Raw genomic sequence first — 18498 nt, 5'->3', positions numbered from 1 at the left:
CTTCCGCGCTCAGAGGGTGGAGGCTCTGAGGGAAGTATGGGAGGCGTTGTCCGCCCTTGAGGAGGCTCAACGTACATCCATCGCTGGCCGTGACGTCTCCGCCGCGACTGGATCAAGCACGCTGACGCAGGTCAACCTCCTCCTTCTCCGGCGTGCGCCGTTCCTCCGGCCCGACGAGCAGGAATGGGCACAAGCTTTTGCGCAGCATGTGGCAGAAATCGACACCCTGGTCCGGGCAGAGATGCAAAACGGCCGACCCGACGCGGATTGGTGGGCATCGTCCGTCATGCAACCTGCCTCATCGCATGTCGCGGCCACCGCCGCACACCAACTTGGGCTCCTGCGAGCCAAGCTGGGCGACCGATACGCCGCGGTCGTGCGAGGAAGCAGCGATTGAATCCGCGTCGTTGAGCGTCCTCTCTCGGGTAGGTGTCAGTGGCCTGGGTTGTTGTTGCTGATCGGAGCGGTGTTGTTGATCGTCTGGTTCCACTGTCACGGGGTGAGAGATTTTGCTGTCGTGAGGCGCTATCTCATGGTGGGTGACGTCGTCTCAGGTTCGCGATTTCTTATGGAGTGAGTGCCGTTCCTCCGGTTCAGCGGCGGGCTGCGGCTGGTGTCATGCCCATTCCATTCCGAGCTGGGTGAGGGCCTGGCGTTGTTCGGGGGTGAGCTTGTCGCGTCGGGTTTTGGTGTTGTGATGAACACACCGAGTTTCACGACGTGCTCCTGGCCGTCGACCTCGACCGGCTCTTCGTGTTTCCTCGGGACAGGACGCTCGTGCCCTTCGCGCTGAAGGTACTGCGCAAGGGCCGCAACCCCCCCGCCGGAACGGCGCCGACAACCCACCCGTCCCCTTCGCCACGCGTGTTGTCACCGGGGCGGGTTCCGGCTCGTCGGGTGTCACACCGAGCCCGCCGAGCCGCTCCTGCTGCACGGCACTCAGCTGCGCCCACGTGTGCGCCTTCCGCTGCTGCGCCAGCCATCCAACAGCGGTTCGGCGCGCTGGCGACGAAGTCGCGGTCGACCAGGTCCGGTGCCCTTGGCGAGGAGGGGTCCGGCATCGTGGTGATCACTCTCCTGCCGCGGACGGCGCCGGTGATGCCGAGCTCGCGCATGAGGCGTTCGACGGTGCAGCGGGCCACGGTCTGGCCCTGGCGGTTCAGGTGCCGCCAGATCTTCCTCGCGCCGTAGACACGGTAGTTGGCGTCGTATGCCTCCCGGATCTGGATCTTCAGTTCGATGTCGCGGAAGGTGCGGGCCGCCGGGGCGGCCTGGCGTTTGTGGTGTGCGTAGTAGGTGGACGGGGCGATTTTGCAGTCGTGGCCGGTCAGAACACGGCAGATCGGCTCGACTCCGCCGAAGCGGTCCCGGTGCTCGTCGATGAACGCTACGAGCGTGTGTGTGGCCGGTCGAGCTCGGCCGCGAAGAAACTCGCCTTAGATTCAACCGGTCAAGGCAACACTCTCGGCTGGTGTCCGGAAACCCAGGCACTTGCGGGGACGGTTGTTGAGCTTCGTGGCGACCGCTTTCATCGCGGCCCACTCGGTGTCGTAGTCGGGCCGCACCTCGGCGACCATGCGCACCGCACGACGGCGCAGCTCAAGCGGGTACTGGGAAGGACGTGCCATGACTCGATCCTCTCAAGTGATCGAGTCCCTACCGAACCCGGAACGGTTCACCTGCCGCTGCCCCGGCAGCGGCACAGCATCCGGTCCCGGAGTGTCGGCGACCGCCCGCGCCTGGTGCATGACAGCCGAACCGCCGGCCGCGACCGGTACCCCGGCACGCAGCAGTGACAGCACTTCGTCCATGTCCCCGGCGCAGGTCCGTCAGTCCGTGGTGCAGCCGCTCGACGTCCCGCCGCAGATCGACGACCGCGGTGACGGCCTCGCTCGCGCGTTTGCCCGCGTTGTAGGCGCTGGTCCGCGTCTCGTGCTGGGAGGACTTGAGGTTCGCGAGGTCCGTCTCGCGCAGTTCGGTGATCGCACCGGCCGCCGCCCGCAGTTCCCGGTCCACCTCGCCCACGCCTTCGGTCAGGCCGCTGACCGCTGTTTTGATCTCGTTCTTCGTGTCGATGAGGATCGTCACGAGGTCGTCCCTGCGCTGGCCCGCGACATCGACGCCGGACGGACCGACGCGTACGACGCCGCGGACCGCATCCGGTCCTGGCGGGTCTGAGCTGGATTCGTCACGCGCTGCCGAGCCCAACGCCGTGTGGCGGCTCTGACGCGCGCCGCCATCCGTCTGTGCCCGCTCGGGCGGGGGCCTGACGCTGGTGAAGGCCCCCGCCGCTTCCTGCGAGTCAGTTCTTGGAGGGCGCAGGTGGAGGGGAGGGGGCGGGGCCGGCCGGGACGGCTGCGTCGTCGACGACGGCTCGGGGGACGTCTGTGGGCGGCTGGCCCGGTTTGATGCGGTCGATGACCGGGGTGAGCGCGTTGTACATGCGCCGCGCCACGGGACCGTCGTCGCTGTTCGCGTTGGCGCCGCCGTGCGCGTCGTAGTCGAGCATCCGCGGGTACTCGACCAGCTGAGGTCCGGTGAGCGTCACGGTGACCAGACCACGCCCGCCTTGTTCCCCGCCGAGCTTGACCGGCTCAGGAGCTTCGTCGTTGCGCAGGCCCCGTCCAACTCGCGGCCATCACCACCAGCTCGGAAAAGGCTCATTCATCCGGGCCGCTGAGAGCAGTCAGGGCTGGGCTCCTCTGGAGGGCCGACCAGGTGAGCACCGGCACCTCGCAGGCATCAGAAGGACGCGGTGGCAGAGGGGCTGTTCCCGTTCTGCGCTTGTTGTGCCCGGTCCGCCATCATCCGTGCGAGTGCGGTGAGCGACGGCTCCAGGTCGTCTAGCGCGGTTGTGTAGCGGACGAGGACGACGACCGTTCCGACAAGGGCCTCTGCTTCGGCCTCCTCGATGGATTCGTCGTCCTCGTTGAGGACGATGTTGCCGGGGGTGAACTGGTAGGCGGTACTGGTGTCGCCCATGGACGGGAACGAGATGAGGGTCTTCTCCGACGAGTCGGCCATTTCCCTACGAATCATCTCGAACGCTTGGGCAGCGTGCGGGGCGCTGTCGTAGGCCATGACGTAGAGCGCGGCCGTCTTCTGCGGTCTCTCGCGCCCCATGGTCGTACTGGCAGCGAACAGAAGCCCCTTACATACGGGCTGGCAACCCTGTTCATCCGTGGTCACCACCGGATCGCCCTCGCTCTTGAACTCGGCCGGCAGGCTGTCGCTGTCGGGGAGGACGCTCTTGACGGTGGCCATCTCGGAGAGGGGAGCCACCTTGCGCTCACCTTCGTCGTCGCCGAGCGACTGCACCACGCTGCGGAGGCCCAGTGTGACCAGCAGGGCCAACACCACGCCGATGACAGCGAGGGTCGCCACCACGCCCGTGGTCTTCTTCAGGTGCAGCGGCCCAACGTTGATGGTGGCGCGGTTGGCGTCGCCGCCGATGTGGACGCGCTGGACAATCGCCGGCGGGTGCGTCGGAACCGGTGGAGGCCCGTGCTGCAGAGCGGCCCGCAACTGCTCGGCGAGACCGGGATCCCCCTCCAGCTCCACGGTCAGGCGTGCCCGCACCGCCTCCGCCGCCTGCTCCGATCCGGGTTCCGCGTCCCACAGGCCGAGTGCCCCGCGCCCCTCATCCGAGCGGCCGAGGCGACTGCGCACGAGCTCTACGAGGCGAGTGAAGGCAGCAGTGCCGGCAGCGGTGCCGGCACCGGACGCGGCACCTGAAGCGAGGGCGGTGACGACGGCACTCGCTAAATCTGTAGGTGACATGCACACATGATTCCGGAACTGAGCTGTTTCCGAAAGAGAGTGAGTCAACTGAGAGGGCGGCGTCCGCATGGTCCAAAACGGATTCCGCGACGCTTCGTCTCGTTTGGCGTGTGTAGAACGCCTTCCACCGGCTCCGGACCTTGCACTGCTCGGGCCAGGCGACTGATGCCTGCCGGGGGCGGGAGGCGTGCCGGGCTGGCGGAAGAAGAGAGGCGACTGCGGGCGGTATCCGCATAGGGGGGTCTCTTGGTCGAAAACACATCTACCGGGCACTTCGCCCTGTTGCCAGACTGACTGCTGCACTCCAGAGCAAGGGTGGAAAGGCTCACTGATCCAGTCGGCACCACCTGACCGTTGTTTTCTGGCCCTTCCACGCGGCCGCAGTCCTGGCGGCGCGGCGGGCCGGAGCAACGGGCCGGAGCGACGGGCCACGCCCGCACAAACCAATCCCGGAAGCGACAACGGGCCTTCCTTTCCGGCGGGACGGAATTGACAGTGCGGCCTTGCGGTGGAATTCGTGACCGTGGAAAGGGCTCGATATTTCGTTTTCGGACGCACGGAATACATTTCCATTCCGACCACAGGGAAGGCCGTGTGAGTCTCCCTTTTCTCACACCCGTCGCGGCCGCGCCGGGTGTGAGACGGCAGCTCGCCTTGTGGTTCCTTGTGGTTCCGTGCGGCGCTGGTGCGGTCCGCCGGCCGGGAGGACGATGGAGTTATGGGCGCCCGTGACCAGGAGGACCAGGGCGACGTCGCTGAGGCCGCTGAGGCAGCCGCCGCCGCGCGGGAGCTGACGGACCGGTGGGAGCGGGAGACCGCCCAGCGCGAGGCGGAGCAGCGGGCCGTTGAGGAGATGGGCGCCGACGTCGACCGGCAGGTCGAGGAGCATGTGGCGGCACAGGCGGCCGAGGACGAGCGGGTGGCCCAGGAGCGTGCCGAGCGGCGGCGGGCGGAGGCGGAGGAGACCGCCCGGATCCGGGCGCAGATGGCCGCGCAGTACCCGGACCTGGCCGCAGTGTCCGGGTCCGCATCGGGCACCTCCCCCGGCCCAGCGCCGTTCTGACCGCCCCTCACGGCGCCTGACGGTGCCTCTCGCTGGCGATCTCCCTCCCCGGGTCCCCCCCCTAGGTGGTCCGGGGCGGAGATCGCCGCCCAGCGGGCCGTGTGGCGATCTCCGGGCCGGTGTCGGTCCGTCAGCCGCCGCGCGCCGATGCCCGGCGCCGCCCAGCTCACCATCACCCCCTGACAGAGCAGGAGAAGCACGTGTACGACTACGACGACTTCGAGGACCGCTACGAGGCCGAGGCCCAGACCCGGCGCCGGCAGGCCGCAGACCTGGACCACATCGCCACCTACTACGCGCTGGACCGGCGCCTCGGTATTCGGGTGGCGATTGGCGGGAGGGTCCGTCACGACGGGCGCGAGGGCACCGTCGTGGACACCGCCGGGCAGCGGCTGATGGTGCTGTTCGAGGAGGACGAGGTGCCGCGCGTCTGCCACGTCACCTCGGGCATGGCGTACGAGACGGCCGCCGGGTGGGTCGAGGCGACCCCCGGTTTCCGGCGCTGGGAGCCGGTTTTCCGCGTCCGGCGCCGATTCGGCATACAGGCAGGTCAGGTCCGTCATTCGTTCTGCCCGGGGTCTGGCTGGGTACTGGCACCGGCCGCTGCGGATGACGGTGGGGACGGCGTCCGGTGGGAGCAGTCCGGGACCGCGACCGGGACCGCCACCCGTCCGTTATCGGCCGTGACTTGCGGCGGGCAAGCGGGCTTTCCGCAGCAGCTGGTCGGCGTGGCGGTGCTGGAGGCCGCCGAATCGTGCTGACACTTCGGTGGCGCTGATCTCCGGGTTCTCGGCTGCCATGGCGGCTACCACGAGCGTCCGGGCTTTGTTCAGGAGACGCTCGGCGGTCCGATCCGACACTCCGATTCGCGCGGCCAGTTCCCTGCCCGTGATGCCCGTGTCCTGTTGCAGCAGACCGATGACGAAGTGGGTGCGTGACTTTCGCTCCCGGTACCGGCAAGCCGGTACCGGGAGCGGCGTATCGGCCGGCACCGGCGTTCCCAGCGGCGACGGAGGCCCCGTCCGCAAGGGTTGCAACAGGGCATCGACCGTGGCCGCGGGGACACCCGCGTAGAGCGCACGGGCAGCGCACTGCATGGCTTCGGTGATTGCGCGGGCAGCTGCATTGGCGCTGACGCACAACGCGTTCAGTTCCGCGGCGGGATCGCACATGCACCCACAACGACCGTGTCTGAGACGGGCAACGCTGCGGCGCGCGGCCGTGTTGGGCCCCGGGGACCGGGGCCGGGGGCGGTGATGACGATCCGGCAGGAGTTGCGGGGCTAGCCCCGCCGCGTCGCATCGTGCTGCCCGGCGCTCGCCCGGAGCGCCCCATCGACATCGAGGAGAGATCCGTGACGATCCAGCAGACGCCCCCGACCACCACCCCGATCACCACCACCGCGATCACCCCGGCCGCCCCGGTGGTTCCCGCGTCGCAGATGTCCGTGCGCTGCCTCTGGGGGGCGGTGGGCGCTCTCGCGGCCGGGTGTGTCCTGTACGTGCTGCATGAGCACCCCGCGCTCACCGACCCGGTGGTGGCCGTGGGCGGACTCGGTGCGGTCGCGGTCGCGGTCGGCGTCGCGGTTGCCCGCCGTTGACCGGGCAAGCCCCCCATGGGCCGGGCACCGGGCCCTGACAGACGCTCAGCCCCCGGAACGCTCGGACGGCCGTGCGCGAGGGAGCTCCCGCCGGCCGGGGTCGTGCGGCCCCGGATTCCGGGCGAGACGTGGTCGTCCGTTCGTTGTCCGGTGGTTGTCCCGCCGTTGTCCCCGGACAACCACCGGACGACCACGGGACGACGTCCCACCTGGGAAGACAACCAGGACAACCAAATCCGCCCACCCCCTTTTCCAGAGCTGTGAGGCCCGTTCCGGGGCGGATCAGAGGGGTGGGCGGATTTGGCCTGCCGACCTGCCGGCGCAGGCCAGGGACCCGCGCGTCCTGCCGGACGACCTGCCGCCACCGGCAGGCCACGGCAGGCCGTCCGGTTGGTGAGCGCGCCACAAGCGAGAGCGCCCGGATCCATCTGGATCCGGGCGCTCCCTCTATGTCGGCCCAATCAAGGCACGGCTTCCCCCAAAAGGGGTACTCCGTCCCGGCACCGCACTGGCACCCCTCGCAGACTGCGCTGCCAGCGGCCGGATATCAGTAGCCGACGTACAAGTCCCAGTCCCAGAGCGACTCCTGGCAGGAGTAGACCTTCCACATCCTGGCCGTCTGGCCGTCCCTACCCACCTGCCTGCACTCACTCTGGGTCCAGAAGTCGTCGTAGAACACCATCTCGCCCATCACGCCGGCCGTCGGAACGGCCTGAGTCGCAGGGGCGGGGGCCGCCTGGGCGGGGGCTGCGACGGCCCCCACAAGGAGTGCAGATCCCAGCGTGACGCCGGCAACAAGCTTGCGAATACGCATCGGTCTTCCTTTCTGTGAGGCGCTCCCCGACACCGGTTGCACGGGCAGCGCATTACCGAGAGACACACGGCCTGACACCTGTCCGCCGATCCCTCGCCCTGTCCGGGACAGGACCAGACGCGGTGCAACACTCCCCACACCTGCCGGGCCATCGGGCTGCCGGGACGGGTAGGAAATGGCAGTAGCGCTGTGGCGTGGGAACGCCGCACGGGGTGGTGCCGCGTCACCAGATTCGGCTGGAAGCCACGAAGGGTCGACTCGTTTCGGGCTCGGCCGAAACGGCTCGGTTCTCGTATAGCTACCGCCAGGTGGTGTGTAGCGCTGAGTAACTACTTGGGGCTGCGGTCGCGCTGCTGGAGGGCGGCGAAGTCGGCGTGCGCCGTTTCGACGGCCTCCGGGTACGCCTGGGTCTTCTCGTGCTCGGCCAGCGCCCGGTAGATGCTGGAGAGGCTGGGGTACACGCCACCTGGCGGCAGCTATACGAGAACCGGGCCGCTGAGGGTGCGCCGGCCGGCCGGGCGGCGCACGGGCGGGGCGGCGTCGGCGTCGGCCAGGCGCTCGGCGGCGAGCACCGCCCGGGGCACGGCGGCGGCCGACAACTCCGGGTTGTCGACGGCGGATATGGGTACGGGTCCTGTGCCCAGCGGGCGGCGGGTGATCACCGGGTGATTCTCGCCCGGTGACCGGCGCACTCCCTCCCTCTCTCCCTCTCCCACCGGGATAGGCCCTCCCTCCGCTCCTACGCGACTCCGGACGGGGGAGAGAAGGAGAGAGGGAGGAAGGCTCCTCGCACGTGACCGTGCGTCCGCGCGTCCGTTTTGGGCCCCGGGACGGGCGTCCGGCGGATGGTGACGATGACGCTCCCGGCGCGGGTTGCGGGGCTTGCCTGTATCAGTTCCGCGGGGCCCATTCAATATCTGGCGACTGCTGAATCCGCAGGTCAGCGCTCTGAGTTGAGGTCTGTCATCTATTGAATGGAATCGGTTTCCGGGGAATCGTTGAGTCTGCGGTTCGGGGGTTGCGCCGCTAACCCCGCCGCGTCGCATGGTGCTGCCACAGCCCGCGACGCCCCGTTGTCAATCGTTCGCGAATCCGTCCCGATGACCCGTCAAAGATGCCTCAGAGCAGGGCCGGGACGAAGATTCGCGAGAACTGGATCGACCGGCCGTCGACGCGGACTGTGTGGCTCACGCACCACTCACCTACCGGAAGAGCGATCCGTCATGACCACCACCGTCACCACCACGACCACCGTTACGACCACCACCACCATCGCGCCGGCCGTTCCGCAGCAGACCGTGACCCCGGCCGCCCCCGCCCCGGTTCCGGCCCCGGTTCCGGCCCCGGCTGTGGTTCCGGCCTCGGCCCCGGTCCCGCTTCCGGACCCGGCTTCGGCTTCGGCTCCGGCCTCGGACCCCGTCCCGGTCCCGCCCCCGGTTCCGTGGGCGGTGCGGGCGGTGCGCGGCATGTGGTCGGCGGTGAGCGTGGCCGCCGCGGCGGGCGCCGTGTACATGCTGCGCGAGCATCCGTCGTTTAACGAGCCGGTCGCCACCGTGGCAGGTCTCATGTCGGCGGGAGCCGCCATCGTCGCCGCGTGGCGGGCGGCCCGCCCGGTCCGCTGATGACCCGGGCAAGCTCCGCGGGCTGCCGGACAAGCTCCGTACGGGCGCTTGTCCGGCCCCGTTGGCGCAACCCCGTCCCACAGGGCTCCCTGACGGCTGCTCAGCGCCCTTCCGAAGCTGCCCGAGCCGCCCCGGAGGGGTTGCGCCGAAGGGTGGCTGGACAGGTGGCTGGACCGGTTGTCCCGGGCGGGGGACCGGAGGTACTGCCGGAGGTAGGGACCCACCAGATCCGACACCAGGGCCGCTGCCGGAGCCTGGCCACCGATACTCCGATCATTGAGGCCCGGGCCGGTGCGTCCATTCCTGGTCGAGGACGCTGAAGACATCGGAGTCACGCCAGCCGTCCCGGATCCGCGCCGTGTGCCGGTGCCGGCCCTCGTGGGTCATGCCGAGCTTGCCCAGCACCCGGGCCGATGCGACGTTGCGAGGATCGCAGGTCGCATGGATCCGGTGCAGTCCTATCAGTCCGAACCCTCGGCCGAGAAGTTCTCCGCCGATGGCTGTGCCCACGCCTCGACCCCACGCCCGGGGATGGACGAGATAGGAGATCTCGCCCTGACGGTGGGCCAGGCTACGAACTTTCAACTCGCCGATACCGACGAGTTCACCGTCGAGGCAGGCCGCATACACGAATCTCGCCCGCGGGGACTGCAGCCGGGCATCCACCGCGCTTTGAACGAAGTCCCGCGTCTGTTCCTCGGTGTTCGGCCCCCACGCCTGGTAGCGGCAAGCCTCAGGCAGGCTGGCGAAGGCATGTACAGCGTGGCAGTCACCGACAACAAGCTCGCGCATAGTCACCGAGGTTTTCATCACGAGCCGATCCTGCCAGGCCAGCATCGCCGCAAACCAGCGCTCAAGTCGCGGGGCTCCCACACGATCAAGTCTCCCGGGCCGCTGAGCCGACGCACTCTGATCACAGCGGCCGACAGCACGAGACCCGGGGCGATGATGCCCGGGGTCTCTCTGTGCTGTGCCGTTCTGCCGGTTCAGCGGCATGTCATGGCTCGTGCCTTCACAGGAGTGGCCTTTGTACTGACTGCCGTCCGTACTGCGGGTGCTGCCCCCGGGCCGACTGTCTGACGAGTCGCTGTGATCCGTTCACGTTCGGTCTGGGCCCGTGACAGCGGCGTCCGGGTGTTGTCGGTCTGCTGCTGCGCCGGAGCGCGCCCAGCCTTGGCCCTGGTCTGCTGGGGTTGCCGACATGGACGGCGCGGGCACGGGGTTGGTGGGCGGGTTCTGTTCGACTGTGCCGCTGTTGGCGAAGATGAGCAGGCCGATGAGCGTGATGAGGACCTTGGTGGCGATGTCGATCGCTTCCCCGATGGCGGGCCAGCGGTGCTGGACACAGCCGATGCCCAGGCCGAGGAGGGCGAGGAGCAGGATGATGAGCAGTGGGTCGTGGCCGTGCATGTGAGGACCTTTCACACTCTGGTCCGTCCTCCTGGAGTCGGCCGAGCACCAGGAGAGACGTCGCCCTTCTTGTCCCCGCACAGGGTGCGGAGGCGACCAGCGGGATGCGGTCACGAGAAGTACTAGAGACCAGGAGGATCCTGGTACGCACGCGCGGCAGAGTGCCGTCCCCTGCAGGAATTTCTTCGGATGTGAGAACCAGTGGCTGACCAGCGGTTAGACGTTATCGACAGCGAGGATGAGGACGGGAGGCTGTGGGAGGCGCTCCGCAGCTTCAAGGAGATGGTTCACGGTCTCGTCGAGAAGACCGGACTGTCGACGAATCAGCTGGCGGACACGTACGGCTTCGGGAAGGGGAAGGTCAGCACCTGGCAGAACGCAAAGCGTGAACAGCCCAATATCCCGCCCCTGCGGTTCGTCGAGGTGCTGATCAAGGAGGCGCGGGAACGCGCGAATCTGCAGGACAGGGCCGCAGACGTGTTCCTGCACCAGTACGGCGAGCTGCTGGAGCTGTACTGCGCGCGGGCGAACCCGCACAACGTCCACCGTCAGATGCTCATCGACTACCAGAACACCCGCTTGATCCGCGAGCTGAACGGTGCGACGAACGCGGCGCTGGAGAGAATGGCCGGGCTCACCGAGGAACTGCAGACGCTGCGCGAGGACCGGGACGGGGAACGCCGGCGTCGGATCACTCTGCAGCAGCAGGTCGATTCGCTGAAGAGCCAGAACCAGGACCGGGCCGCGGAGAAGAAGACAGCCCTTGCCCAGCGGGACCGGATCCGTGCCGACCTCACGGCGTACGAGCGCGACCACCAACTGGAGAAGTGGCAACCGGGCGCTGAGCAGGGCGGTTCGCATACGCACCACCCGCGCGAACCCGCTTTTGTGCCGCTTCCCCCGCCCTCCGGCCCTGGCACCAAGCGGCGTCGCCCCGCCCTTCTGATCGCGGCCGGTGTCCTGGTCGTCTCCCTCGCTGTCTACGCCGGCACCCAGCTGCCTGGCGACCGGAACGACCACAAGGGCACCGCCGACGGCAAGCCGCAGCAGACGTCCACCCTCAAGCCTCCAAAGGACGGCCCCTCACCGAGCCGTGACCACAGCGCTCCCCCCTCGGCCGACACCTCCGGCCCGGCAATACACCCCGGTGACTCACCCGGGGCCACCACCGGCGGCACATCCACCGGCGGCTCATCCACCGGCGGCTCATCCGGCAGCACCGCTACCGGTGGTACATCCGGGGCTCCCACCGGCGGCACATCCGGCGGTTCATCCGGCAGCACCGCCACCGGCGGTACATCGGGGGCTCCCACTGGTGGCACGTCCAAGGACACCAACAAGGTCCCCTCGTACTTCGTCAACACCTGGACCCTCACCACCGGCCCCTACGAATACTCCATGCAGCCGAAGACGGTGGTCATCTACCCCGCCGCGACCAACGAGCCCGCCGTTCGGTTCATCACCGAAAACTATCCCGGTCAGCACTGCGAGCTGGTGGCCAAGCTGGTGTCCGTGGCAGACCACGGCAGGCGGATCAGCCTCGCCTCCGCCCTGGTCGATAAACCCCGTTCCTCAGGTGCCTGCTCGCCGCTCGACCCATCGCACTTCGACATCGCCGAAACGGGCGGCATCGACCGCACCGTGGCAGCGGGCACCGGCCCTGAATACAACTATCACCACGCCAGCTAGTTGTTGCGGGGCAGGAGGTTGGTGACGGTCGGCGAGGCGTCTCGGGCTTCGAAGTAGGCGTTATGGATTCTGTCATCCAAAACGTGCTAGGTTCGCCTCATGGCCAGACCACGCACGTTCGACGAGAGCGCAGTGCTTGACGCCGCGGCGCGTGAGTTCCGCGTGCACGGCTTCGCCGGGACCTCGACCGAGCAGCTTTGCGAGGCGGCGGGCGTGCGCCGCAGCAGCCTGTACAACGCGTTCACCTCCAAGGATGAGTTGTTTGTGCGGGCCTTGGAGCACTACGTCGCGACGACCGGAGCGCGCCAATCGATGATCCTCGCCGACGACGAACTGACGGGCGCGGAGAGGTTGCGCACCCTCGTCGACGTCGTAGTGGATGAGGAGCTGCAGGCGGCGAACCGCGGCCACGCGGCCGGCTGCATGGTCGTACAGAGCCTCATGAACCCGGACCTGCGCGAGCGGGACGAGCGCGTGGCCCGGATCCTCGACCGCGACCTACGCGCGAGGCTCTCCCTTCTGTCCGGAGCGATCCGGGCCGGTCAGGTCGACGGGTCGATTGCCGAAGGCGTAGATCCCGACGACGGGGCGGTGCTCGCCAGTACCGTCATCTCGGGCCTGCGCGTGACCGCACAGACCGGCGTCGACGTCGAGACGCTCCGCCGGATCGCCCTGGCCGGATTGAGCTCCCTCCTGCACTGACAGCACCGCTGCCCGGCGGCGCTTCTTCATGTCTGCATTTTGGATAACAGAGTACAGAAAGGCTCTCTCTTGAACACAGCAACAGCACCAGCCGTGGAGAAGGCCGTCCCACCCGCGGTGTACGTCCTCGCCGCCGGGGTGTTCGCGATGGTGACCAGCGAGTTCACCGTCGCAGGCCTCATGCCCCAGCTCGCGGAAGGCCTCGTCACCGGGATCCCGCAGATCGGCTACCTCGTGACGATCTTCGCCGTCGCAATGGCCGTCGGAGGCCCACTGCTCACCTATGCCCTGCTCAAGGTTCCGCCGAAGAGCGCGCTCATGACCATCTTCGCGATCTTCCTCGTCGGCAACGTCATCGTAGCGCTCGCGACCGGGTATCCGATGATGGTCCTCGCCCGGATCATCAGCGGGGCCGCCTCGCAGGCGTTCTTCGGTATCTCGGTCTCGATGGGCGTCCAATTGGTCGACGAGCGGGTGCGCGGACGCGCGGTCGCTGTCGTCATGAACGGGCTGATGCTCGGGACTCTGCTCGGCCTGCCGCTCGCGATCTTCGTCGGTGGCCGGTTCGGCTGGCAGACCGCATTCTGGACGATCTCAGCGATCACCCTGGTCGCCGCCATCCTGACGCTGGCCTTCGTGTCGAACCCCGCCGCACCGGCCGGCGGCGGTGTTGAGCCCGCCGCATCGACCCGTTCGAATTTGGCTGTGCTGCGAAAGCCACAGTTCTTGCTCGCCCTCGCCTCCAGCACGCTCATTATCGGAGCGACGTTCTCGGCATTCAGCTTCTTCACCCCGATCCTCACCGAAGTCACCGGCTTCTCGGACAGCCTCGTGCCCGTTCTTTTGCTCATCTACGGAGCGGCGACCCTGGTTGGGAATCTCGTCGTCGGCCGCCTGGCCGACAAGCACACGATCTCCACGCTGCTGTTCGGCACCGCGCTGAACGCCCTCTTCCTCACCGGCTTCGCGCTCTTCACCGACATTCCGTCACTGGCGCTGGTGTTCATGCTCGGCATCGGCCTGGTCGGCGTCACCATGAACCCCGCCATGGCTGTCCGCATCCAGCGTGCAGGAAGCACCGCACCACTGGTGAACACGATCCACGGCTCGTTCATCACCCTCGGCGTCATCATCGGGTCTGCTGTCGGCTCCGCGCTCATTCCGCTGCATGGCTTGCGAGCACCGGTCGTCCTCGGGGTCGGCCTGGCAATCCTGGCAATCGCCGCCATCCTGCCCGCCCTGGGCAGCCCGTACTTGCGACGCGGTGCACCCGATGACGCGTCAGAAGCGGAATCGGACCAGTCCCTCCTGCCTGCCTTGACCGCAGACATCTGAACCGATCGGGAGACCACCGTGAATCGCGTGCTGCCAAACCGCTCCGGCGAGGTCAAGGCATGACCCATGCGAACGCGCCGCTCAGCATTGAAGGACGACGACGTTTGGTCGAGCGATGCAAGAACCGGCCTATCGCACACGTGGCCGCCGAGATGGGAATCTCGCGGGCGTGCGCGTCGAAGTGGGTCAACCGATGGCGACGTCACGGTGACGCCAGCCTTTAAGACCGCGCATCGACTCCGCATCGGAGTCCGCAGGCGACACCTACATGGGCCATAGAGCACATCGAGACCTGGCGGCGCGAACACAAATGGTCGGCCCAACGCATCACCGATGAACTCGCCGACCTGGGCTACCGGATCAACCGCCGCACCGTGACCCGGCACTTGAACCGACTCAGCCTCGGCCGACGCCGCTTCCTCGACCCTGACGGTGACAGCAACCGCAAACCGGGCAAGATCACCGCCCGCTGGCCCGGGCACATGGTGCACCTGGACGTGAAGAAGGTCGGCAGGATCCCCGACGGCGGCGGATGGCGCATCCACGGCCGCGACAGTGACCAAGCCAAGGCCGCCGGTCGCGCCAAGTCGGCCGGCGCACGGCGTGGGTACACGTACCTGCACTCCGCCATCGACGGCTTCTCGCGGCTCTCATACACCGAACCTCTACCCGATGAGAAGGGAGCCACCGCGGCAGCGTTCCTAGCCCGAGCCAAGGTCTGGTTCGCCGCCCACGGCATCACCCACATCCACCGTGTGGTCACCGACAACGGCGCGTGCTACCGCTCCGGAGACTTCGCCCGGATCGTGGGCAAGCAGTCCCGGCATCAGAGGACCAAGCCCTCCACACCTCGACACAACGGCAAGGTGGAGCGCTATCAGCTGATCCTGGCCGAAGAACTGCTCTACGCCCGGGACTTCATCAGCGAGAATGCGCGCTCAGCTGCAAATCGCGGTCTGGAACATCCACTACAACTACCACCGACCACACTCAGGCGCGGACGGCCAGCCACCAGCATCCCGACTGCGAGAAGGCGTCACCAACGTCCGCCCCTCGTACACCTAGGAGGTATCTGGTGACCGGCGCGAAGGTACCGCCTGCCCCAACCCGAGAGGACGCTCGTGGGACGACACAAGGCTGGTAAGCCCCGACGCCGCCGGGCCGACGAACTGCCCGACAGCATCCAGGTCGCGCATGGAGAGTAATGGAGCGGATCCCGTCACTCTGGGTGCTACCGCTATGGCCACCGTCAAGATCGGCGCTCTGGCCGTCGCGGACGGCTTCCCGCCGTCAGGGCATTGCCTCCGCTCTCCTCACCAGGGCCCTGGCCTGCCACCGTGGTCACCGTGCGTTCTTTGCGTAGGGGCAGTTCACCGCCGGGGACGCCGCGCTGGCCCGGTTCTACCGGCGCCACGGGTTCACCATCCATGCCTCGGGCCAGCCGGTCATCCTCCCCGTCAGCTCCGGGCACCCCGACGTCGGTGTCTCACCCCTTTTTGGCGAGCAGATGTTCTCGCGCACGATCTAACTCTGAACGCCCCGTCCCTGGGCATGCGAACGGCGCCACACCCTGGAGTGTGGCGCCGTGGCATCAGGGAGGGCTCTGGAGGGGTCAGGAGACGGCTTTGAACACCTGACGGCGTTTCTGGTTGTCCCTCTCCCGCCGCTTGACGGCGAGCTGGTCCTGGTAGGCGGCGGCCGCGTTGTTGTAGCGGTCGACGAAGTCGGGGGAGTTCAGCCGTTCGTGCTTGGGCATTGCTCTGACTGCGGCGACGGCGTCCTCGGGGGTGAGGTAGGCGGCGAGCATGGCGTTGATCTGGTAGATCCCGGGGCGCTGCTTCTTCACCAGCTGGGCCAGGTCCAGGTCGCGCATCGCGGCGTTCACCGCGGGGCGGCTCAGCTTGAGCATCTTGGCGATGGTGGTCTGGTCGATCTCGATGCGTCCGCCGGGCTCGCTGTGCGCACGGAGCTTGAGCAGGACGCGGTAGGCCGCCGGCAGCAGATCGAGATCGGCGACGATGCCCTCGGCATTGACGGCGGCGAAATGCAGACTCACTGGTCAGTCCCCCTGTTCTGCCGCTGTGCGCGGTCCTTGCGGCGCTGGGCGCGTTGTTCCGCCCGGTCGGCCCGCAGCCTGTTGATCTCCTCGCGCATCTTCTCCAAGGAGGGGAAGCGCACCAAGTCGGGGAGGCTCTGGTCCGATCGGATCTTCGAGATGGCGGTGTGCTGCTCGACCTTGACGTACTCGGCCGGAGTGGTTTCGGTGCCGGGGATGAACTCGGCGACACGGTAGCTGTAGGGCGGGTTGAACTGGTAGACCCCGCGCTTCACCTTGAACACGATGCCGTGGAGCATCACCTCGGACAGCGCCTCGTTCGCCTTCGTACGGGACACGTCCAGGACGGTTGCCATCTCTTCCTGCGTCAGCTGGATGCGCCCGCCCGCACGTTGGCAGGCGATGAGCAGCAGGATCATCCGCAGGGGCAGGGCCTCGCGGAAGAACTGGGCGATGACGAGGAAGAACTCCAGGCTGTCCATGGAGAAGGCGTTCGGCTGGTCCGGGGCACCGTAGAACTCCATCGGCTTGCGCTGGCTGTCGAGCGTCAGCTTCCGGCCGGGGTACTGCCGGGCGAGGTCGTCCAGGCCCCTGACGGGCGTGAGGTGATGATCAAAGGCGTGAGACGGGTCGTTCAGCGGCAGCTTGGGCTGCGGCTCACCACTGCCGGTCCTGCGGCGCTGCGGATCGGTTGGCACGAGATAGCTCTCCCAGCAACTGGATCTTCCTTCCGGCGACAGTATGTCACCTCGGCTTGACATCAATGTTGCTTAGACACGACACGCCGAAGGAGTTGTGTCCCGCCAGGGGGGACACAACTCCTTCGCCACGTTCCCCGAGTCGCGCGAGTACGGACGGGCCATCAAGTGTCACCTCCACTTGACATATGTGTCGATCTTGTGTCGCTTCCACTTGACATCGAAGGTGAGATAGGCCCCCTCAGCCGGGACACATCGTTTCGGTTATGTCCCGGCTGAGGGGACACATCTCCCAAATCACAAGCCTCTGACCTGCGGTTTCTTAATTTTCCTCAGTATGAGGTGGCTGAGGTCCACCACCGACTGCGCGCACCGACCGCCCTGCCGGTATCCCACCCCCCAACTGCTGCACACGGCAGCGCATCACCGGACCCTGGGGCTGATACCGCTTCATGCGCGGCCCTGTGTCTACGCGTCGGGCCGGGGAACAGAGCAACAACGGCACTTTAGGAACAGTTGGGGTGTCTCAGCGGGCAGGGGCCAGCGATGATCCCATCAGCTGTGTGGAACGGGCGACGTGGTGGAGGGCTCGGCAGTGTCTCAGTGCCAACCCTTCGAATGAGTGAATGCGTGGTGGCTGCGAGCCGGGTGGTCCTCCAAGGTTCCTTCGCCGACCAATTCAGTTGCTTTAAGAGCGACCGGCAAATGGTGGGCGGGGCTGCCCAGCCGGGCCCGAACGCAAGGCAGGCACGAGCCTGAGTGATCATGGAGTTCTTGACGCTCAGTGATCACCCGGAGGGCTCGTGCCTGCGGTCCCATCATGCCTTTTGGAACCCCTGTGGGACCAATTCGCCGCTCTGCTGCCCGTGCGGAACGAATACGCCGAGAGCCATCCGCTGGGTTGTCACCGGCGACGGGTTCCAGACCGGACCGTCTTCAAGTACATCGTGCTCGCGCTGGTCCACGGCTCCGGCTACGAGCGGATCGCTGGCGCCGGATGCTCCGACCGAACGATCCGACGCCGCGTCAAACAGTGGGCTGAACTGGGGATATCCGAGAAGGTCCATGCCCTCGCACTCGAGGCCTACGACCGCATGATCGGCCTCGGGCTGAGCGAGATCTCGGTGGACGGCTGCATCACCAAGGCCCCGTCCGGCGGTGACAAGGCCGGGCGGTCACCGGTGGACCGGGGCAAGCAGGGGCTGAAACGCTCCGTCGCCTCCGATGCCTGTGGTGTCCCGCTCGGGATCGTCTCCGACGGGGCCAACCGGCACGATTCACCCTTGCTCGGCCCCACCCTGGACGCGGCGCAGGCGCAGGTCGGCGCGATGCCGGAGACCGTCAACGTCAACCTCGACCGCGGCTACGACAGCGCCAAGTCCCGTTTACTGATAGCCGAGTTGGGTTTCACGGCCGAGATCGCCCGCAAGGGAGTGCCCGCCCCGATCCAAGCCGGCAAGCGCTGGGTGGTCGAGCGCACCCACTCGTGGATGAACGACTACGGCAAGCTCCGGCGCTGCACCGAGAGGAGCGGCGAGGTCGTGGACTTCTACCTCTACCTCGCCGCCACTCTCGTCACGCTCCGCATGCTCATCCGACGCTCGACGAGCCGCTACCGCTGGGACGGCCGCCCCACCACCCGACGCCTCAAGTGATCCATTTGCCGGTCGGTCTAAGTCCTGTCCTGGCCTAGCCACCGAAAGCCAGCCACGACGATGCCCGCAGGCAA

General features: G+C 67.5%; 20 protein-coding genes and 1 pseudogene. 9 read left to right on the top strand and 12 right to left on the bottom strand.

Features of this window, described 5'->3' with window-relative positions:
• Positions 1 to 713 precede the first annotated feature (713 nt).
• The 5 genes from OHA98_RS43045 to OHA98_RS41475 form a co-directional block, all read right to left on the bottom strand.
• The gene (locus tag OHA98_RS43045; RefSeq protein ID WP_353962261.1) at positions 714 to 1229 is read right to left on the bottom strand and encodes an IS3 family transposase; all 516 of its coding nucleotides are present in this window, start codon (positions 1227 to 1229) and stop codon (positions 714 to 716) included.
• Positions 1230 to 1442: 213 nt separating this feature from the next.
• Positions 1443 to 1628: a hypothetical protein gene (locus tag OHA98_RS41490; RefSeq protein ID WP_266933586.1), complete on the bottom strand. Its 186-nt coding sequence runs from the start codon at positions 1626 to 1628 to the stop codon at positions 1443 to 1445.
• A gap of 28 nt (positions 1629 to 1656) precedes the next feature.
• Complete coding sequence (locus OHA98_RS41485; protein WP_266933584.1) at positions 1657 to 2088, bottom strand: hypothetical protein; 432 nt, start codon at positions 2086 to 2088, stop codon at positions 1657 to 1659.
• Between the two features lie 214 nt (positions 2089 to 2302).
• Positions 2303 to 2548 carry a hypothetical protein gene (locus tag OHA98_RS41480; protein WP_266933582.1) on the bottom strand — a complete coding sequence of 82 codons (246 nt, stop codon included), beginning with the start codon at positions 2546 to 2548 and terminating at the stop codon, positions 2303 to 2305.
• A 194-nt stretch (positions 2549 to 2742) separates the two neighbouring features.
• Positions 2743 to 3669: a hypothetical protein gene (locus tag OHA98_RS41475; protein WP_266933580.1), complete on the bottom strand. Its 927-nt coding sequence runs from the start codon at positions 3667 to 3669 to the stop codon at positions 2743 to 2745.
• Between the two features lie 829 nt (positions 3670 to 4498).
• Here OHA98_RS41475 and OHA98_RS41470 point away from each other — a divergent pair.
• From OHA98_RS41470 to OHA98_RS41460, 3 genes are all read left to right on the top strand, one after another.
• The gene (locus OHA98_RS41470; RefSeq protein WP_266933578.1) at positions 4499 to 4843 is read left to right on the top strand and encodes a hypothetical protein; all 345 of its coding nucleotides are present in this window, start codon (positions 4499 to 4501) and stop codon (positions 4841 to 4843) included.
• A gap of 200 nt (positions 4844 to 5043) precedes the next feature.
• A complete protein-coding gene (locus tag OHA98_RS41465) occupies positions 5044 to 5604 on the top strand; it encodes a hypothetical protein (RefSeq protein WP_266933576.1) in 561 nt (186 codons plus the stop codon).
• Positions 5605 to 6197: 593 nt separating this feature from the next.
• A complete protein-coding gene (locus tag OHA98_RS41460) occupies positions 6198 to 6443 on the top strand; it encodes a hypothetical protein (RefSeq protein WP_266933574.1) in 246 nt (81 codons plus the stop codon).
• A gap of 547 nt (positions 6444 to 6990) precedes the next feature.
• Here OHA98_RS41460 and OHA98_RS41455 read toward each other — a convergent pair.
• The 3 genes from OHA98_RS41455 to OHA98_RS41445 form a co-directional block, all read right to left on the bottom strand.
• Positions 6991 to 7257, bottom strand: coding sequence for a hypothetical protein (locus OHA98_RS41455; RefSeq protein WP_266933572.1), 267 nt, complete (start codon positions 7255 to 7257; stop codon positions 6991 to 6993).
• A 329-nt stretch (positions 7258 to 7586) separates the two neighbouring features.
• Positions 7587 to 7718: a hypothetical protein gene (locus tag OHA98_RS41450; protein WP_266933570.1), complete on the bottom strand. Its 132-nt coding sequence runs from the start codon at positions 7716 to 7718 to the stop codon at positions 7587 to 7589.
• A gap of 15 nt (positions 7719 to 7733) precedes the next feature.
• Entirely contained in the window at positions 7734 to 7919 is a 186-nt protein-coding gene (locus OHA98_RS41445) for a hypothetical protein (RefSeq protein ID WP_266933569.1), read from the bottom strand.
• 561 nt (positions 7920 to 8480) lie between these two features.
• Between OHA98_RS41445 and OHA98_RS41440 the strand changes: the two genes are divergently transcribed.
• Positions 8481 to 8879, top strand: a complete 399-nt coding sequence (locus OHA98_RS41440; RefSeq protein ID WP_266933567.1) for a hypothetical protein — start codon at positions 8481 to 8483, stop codon at positions 8877 to 8879.
• A gap of 273 nt (positions 8880 to 9152) precedes the next feature.
• Here OHA98_RS41440 and OHA98_RS41435 read toward each other — a convergent pair whose 3' ends face one another.
• Complete coding sequence (locus OHA98_RS41435; RefSeq protein WP_266933566.1) at positions 9153 to 9752, bottom strand: GNAT family N-acetyltransferase; 600 nt, start codon at positions 9750 to 9752, stop codon at positions 9153 to 9155.
• Positions 9753 to 9977: 225 nt separating this feature from the next.
• Positions 9978 to 10289, bottom strand: a complete 312-nt coding sequence (locus OHA98_RS41430; RefSeq protein WP_266933565.1) for a hypothetical protein — start codon at positions 10287 to 10289, stop codon at positions 9978 to 9980.
• A gap of 201 nt (positions 10290 to 10490) precedes the next feature.
• On the opposite strand from OHA98_RS41430, the gene OHA98_RS41425 reads away from it, so the two are divergent.
• From OHA98_RS41425 to OHA98_RS41405, 4 genes and pseudogenes are all read left to right on the top strand, one after another.
• Positions 10491 to 11978, top strand: a complete 1488-nt coding sequence (locus tag OHA98_RS41425) for a hypothetical protein (protein WP_266933564.1) — start codon at positions 10491 to 10493, stop codon at positions 11976 to 11978.
• A gap of 99 nt (positions 11979 to 12077) precedes the next feature.
• Positions 12078 to 12680 (top strand): TetR/AcrR family transcriptional regulator, encoded by a 603-nt coding sequence (locus OHA98_RS41420; protein ID WP_266933562.1) that lies wholly within the window; start codon positions 12078 to 12080, stop codon positions 12678 to 12680.
• Positions 12681 to 12773: 93 nt separating this feature from the next.
• Positions 12774 to 14015 (top strand): MFS transporter, encoded by a 1242-nt coding sequence (locus OHA98_RS41415; protein ID WP_266933560.1) that lies wholly within the window; start codon positions 12774 to 12776, stop codon positions 14013 to 14015.
• 59 nt (positions 14016 to 14074) lie between these two features.
• A pseudogene (locus tag OHA98_RS41405) lies at positions 14075 to 15080 on the top strand (IS481 family transposase).
• Positions 15081 to 15627: 547 nt separating this feature from the next.
• Here OHA98_RS41405 and OHA98_RS41400 read toward each other — a convergent pair.
• Together OHA98_RS41400 and OHA98_RS41395 are read right to left on the bottom strand one after the other, a co-directional pair.
• Entirely contained in the window at positions 15628 to 16071 is a 444-nt protein-coding gene (locus OHA98_RS41400; RefSeq protein WP_266933554.1) for a MarR family transcriptional regulator, read from the bottom strand.
• Positions 16068 to 16769, bottom strand: coding sequence for a hypothetical protein (locus OHA98_RS41395; protein ID WP_266933552.1), 702 nt, complete (start codon positions 16767 to 16769; stop codon positions 16068 to 16070). Before OHA98_RS41395 ends, OHA98_RS41400 begins: the two co-directional genes overlap by 4 nt.
• Positions 16770 to 17572: 803 nt before the next feature.
• Here OHA98_RS41395 and OHA98_RS41390 point away from each other — a divergent pair.
• Positions 17573 to 18424 (top strand): IS5 family transposase, encoded by an 852-nt coding sequence (locus tag OHA98_RS41390; protein WP_266933202.1) that lies wholly within the window; start codon positions 17573 to 17575, stop codon positions 18422 to 18424.
• The last annotated feature ends 74 nt before the right edge of the window (positions 18425 to 18498 follow it).

It is taken from the genome of Streptomyces sp. NBC_00654 (assembly GCF_026341775.1).
Lineage (GTDB): Bacteria > Actinomycetota > Actinomycetes > Streptomycetales > Streptomycetaceae > Streptomyces.
The sequence above is the reverse complement of the archived record's forward strand: the minus strand, read 5'-3'. Positions and strand labels throughout refer to the sequence as shown.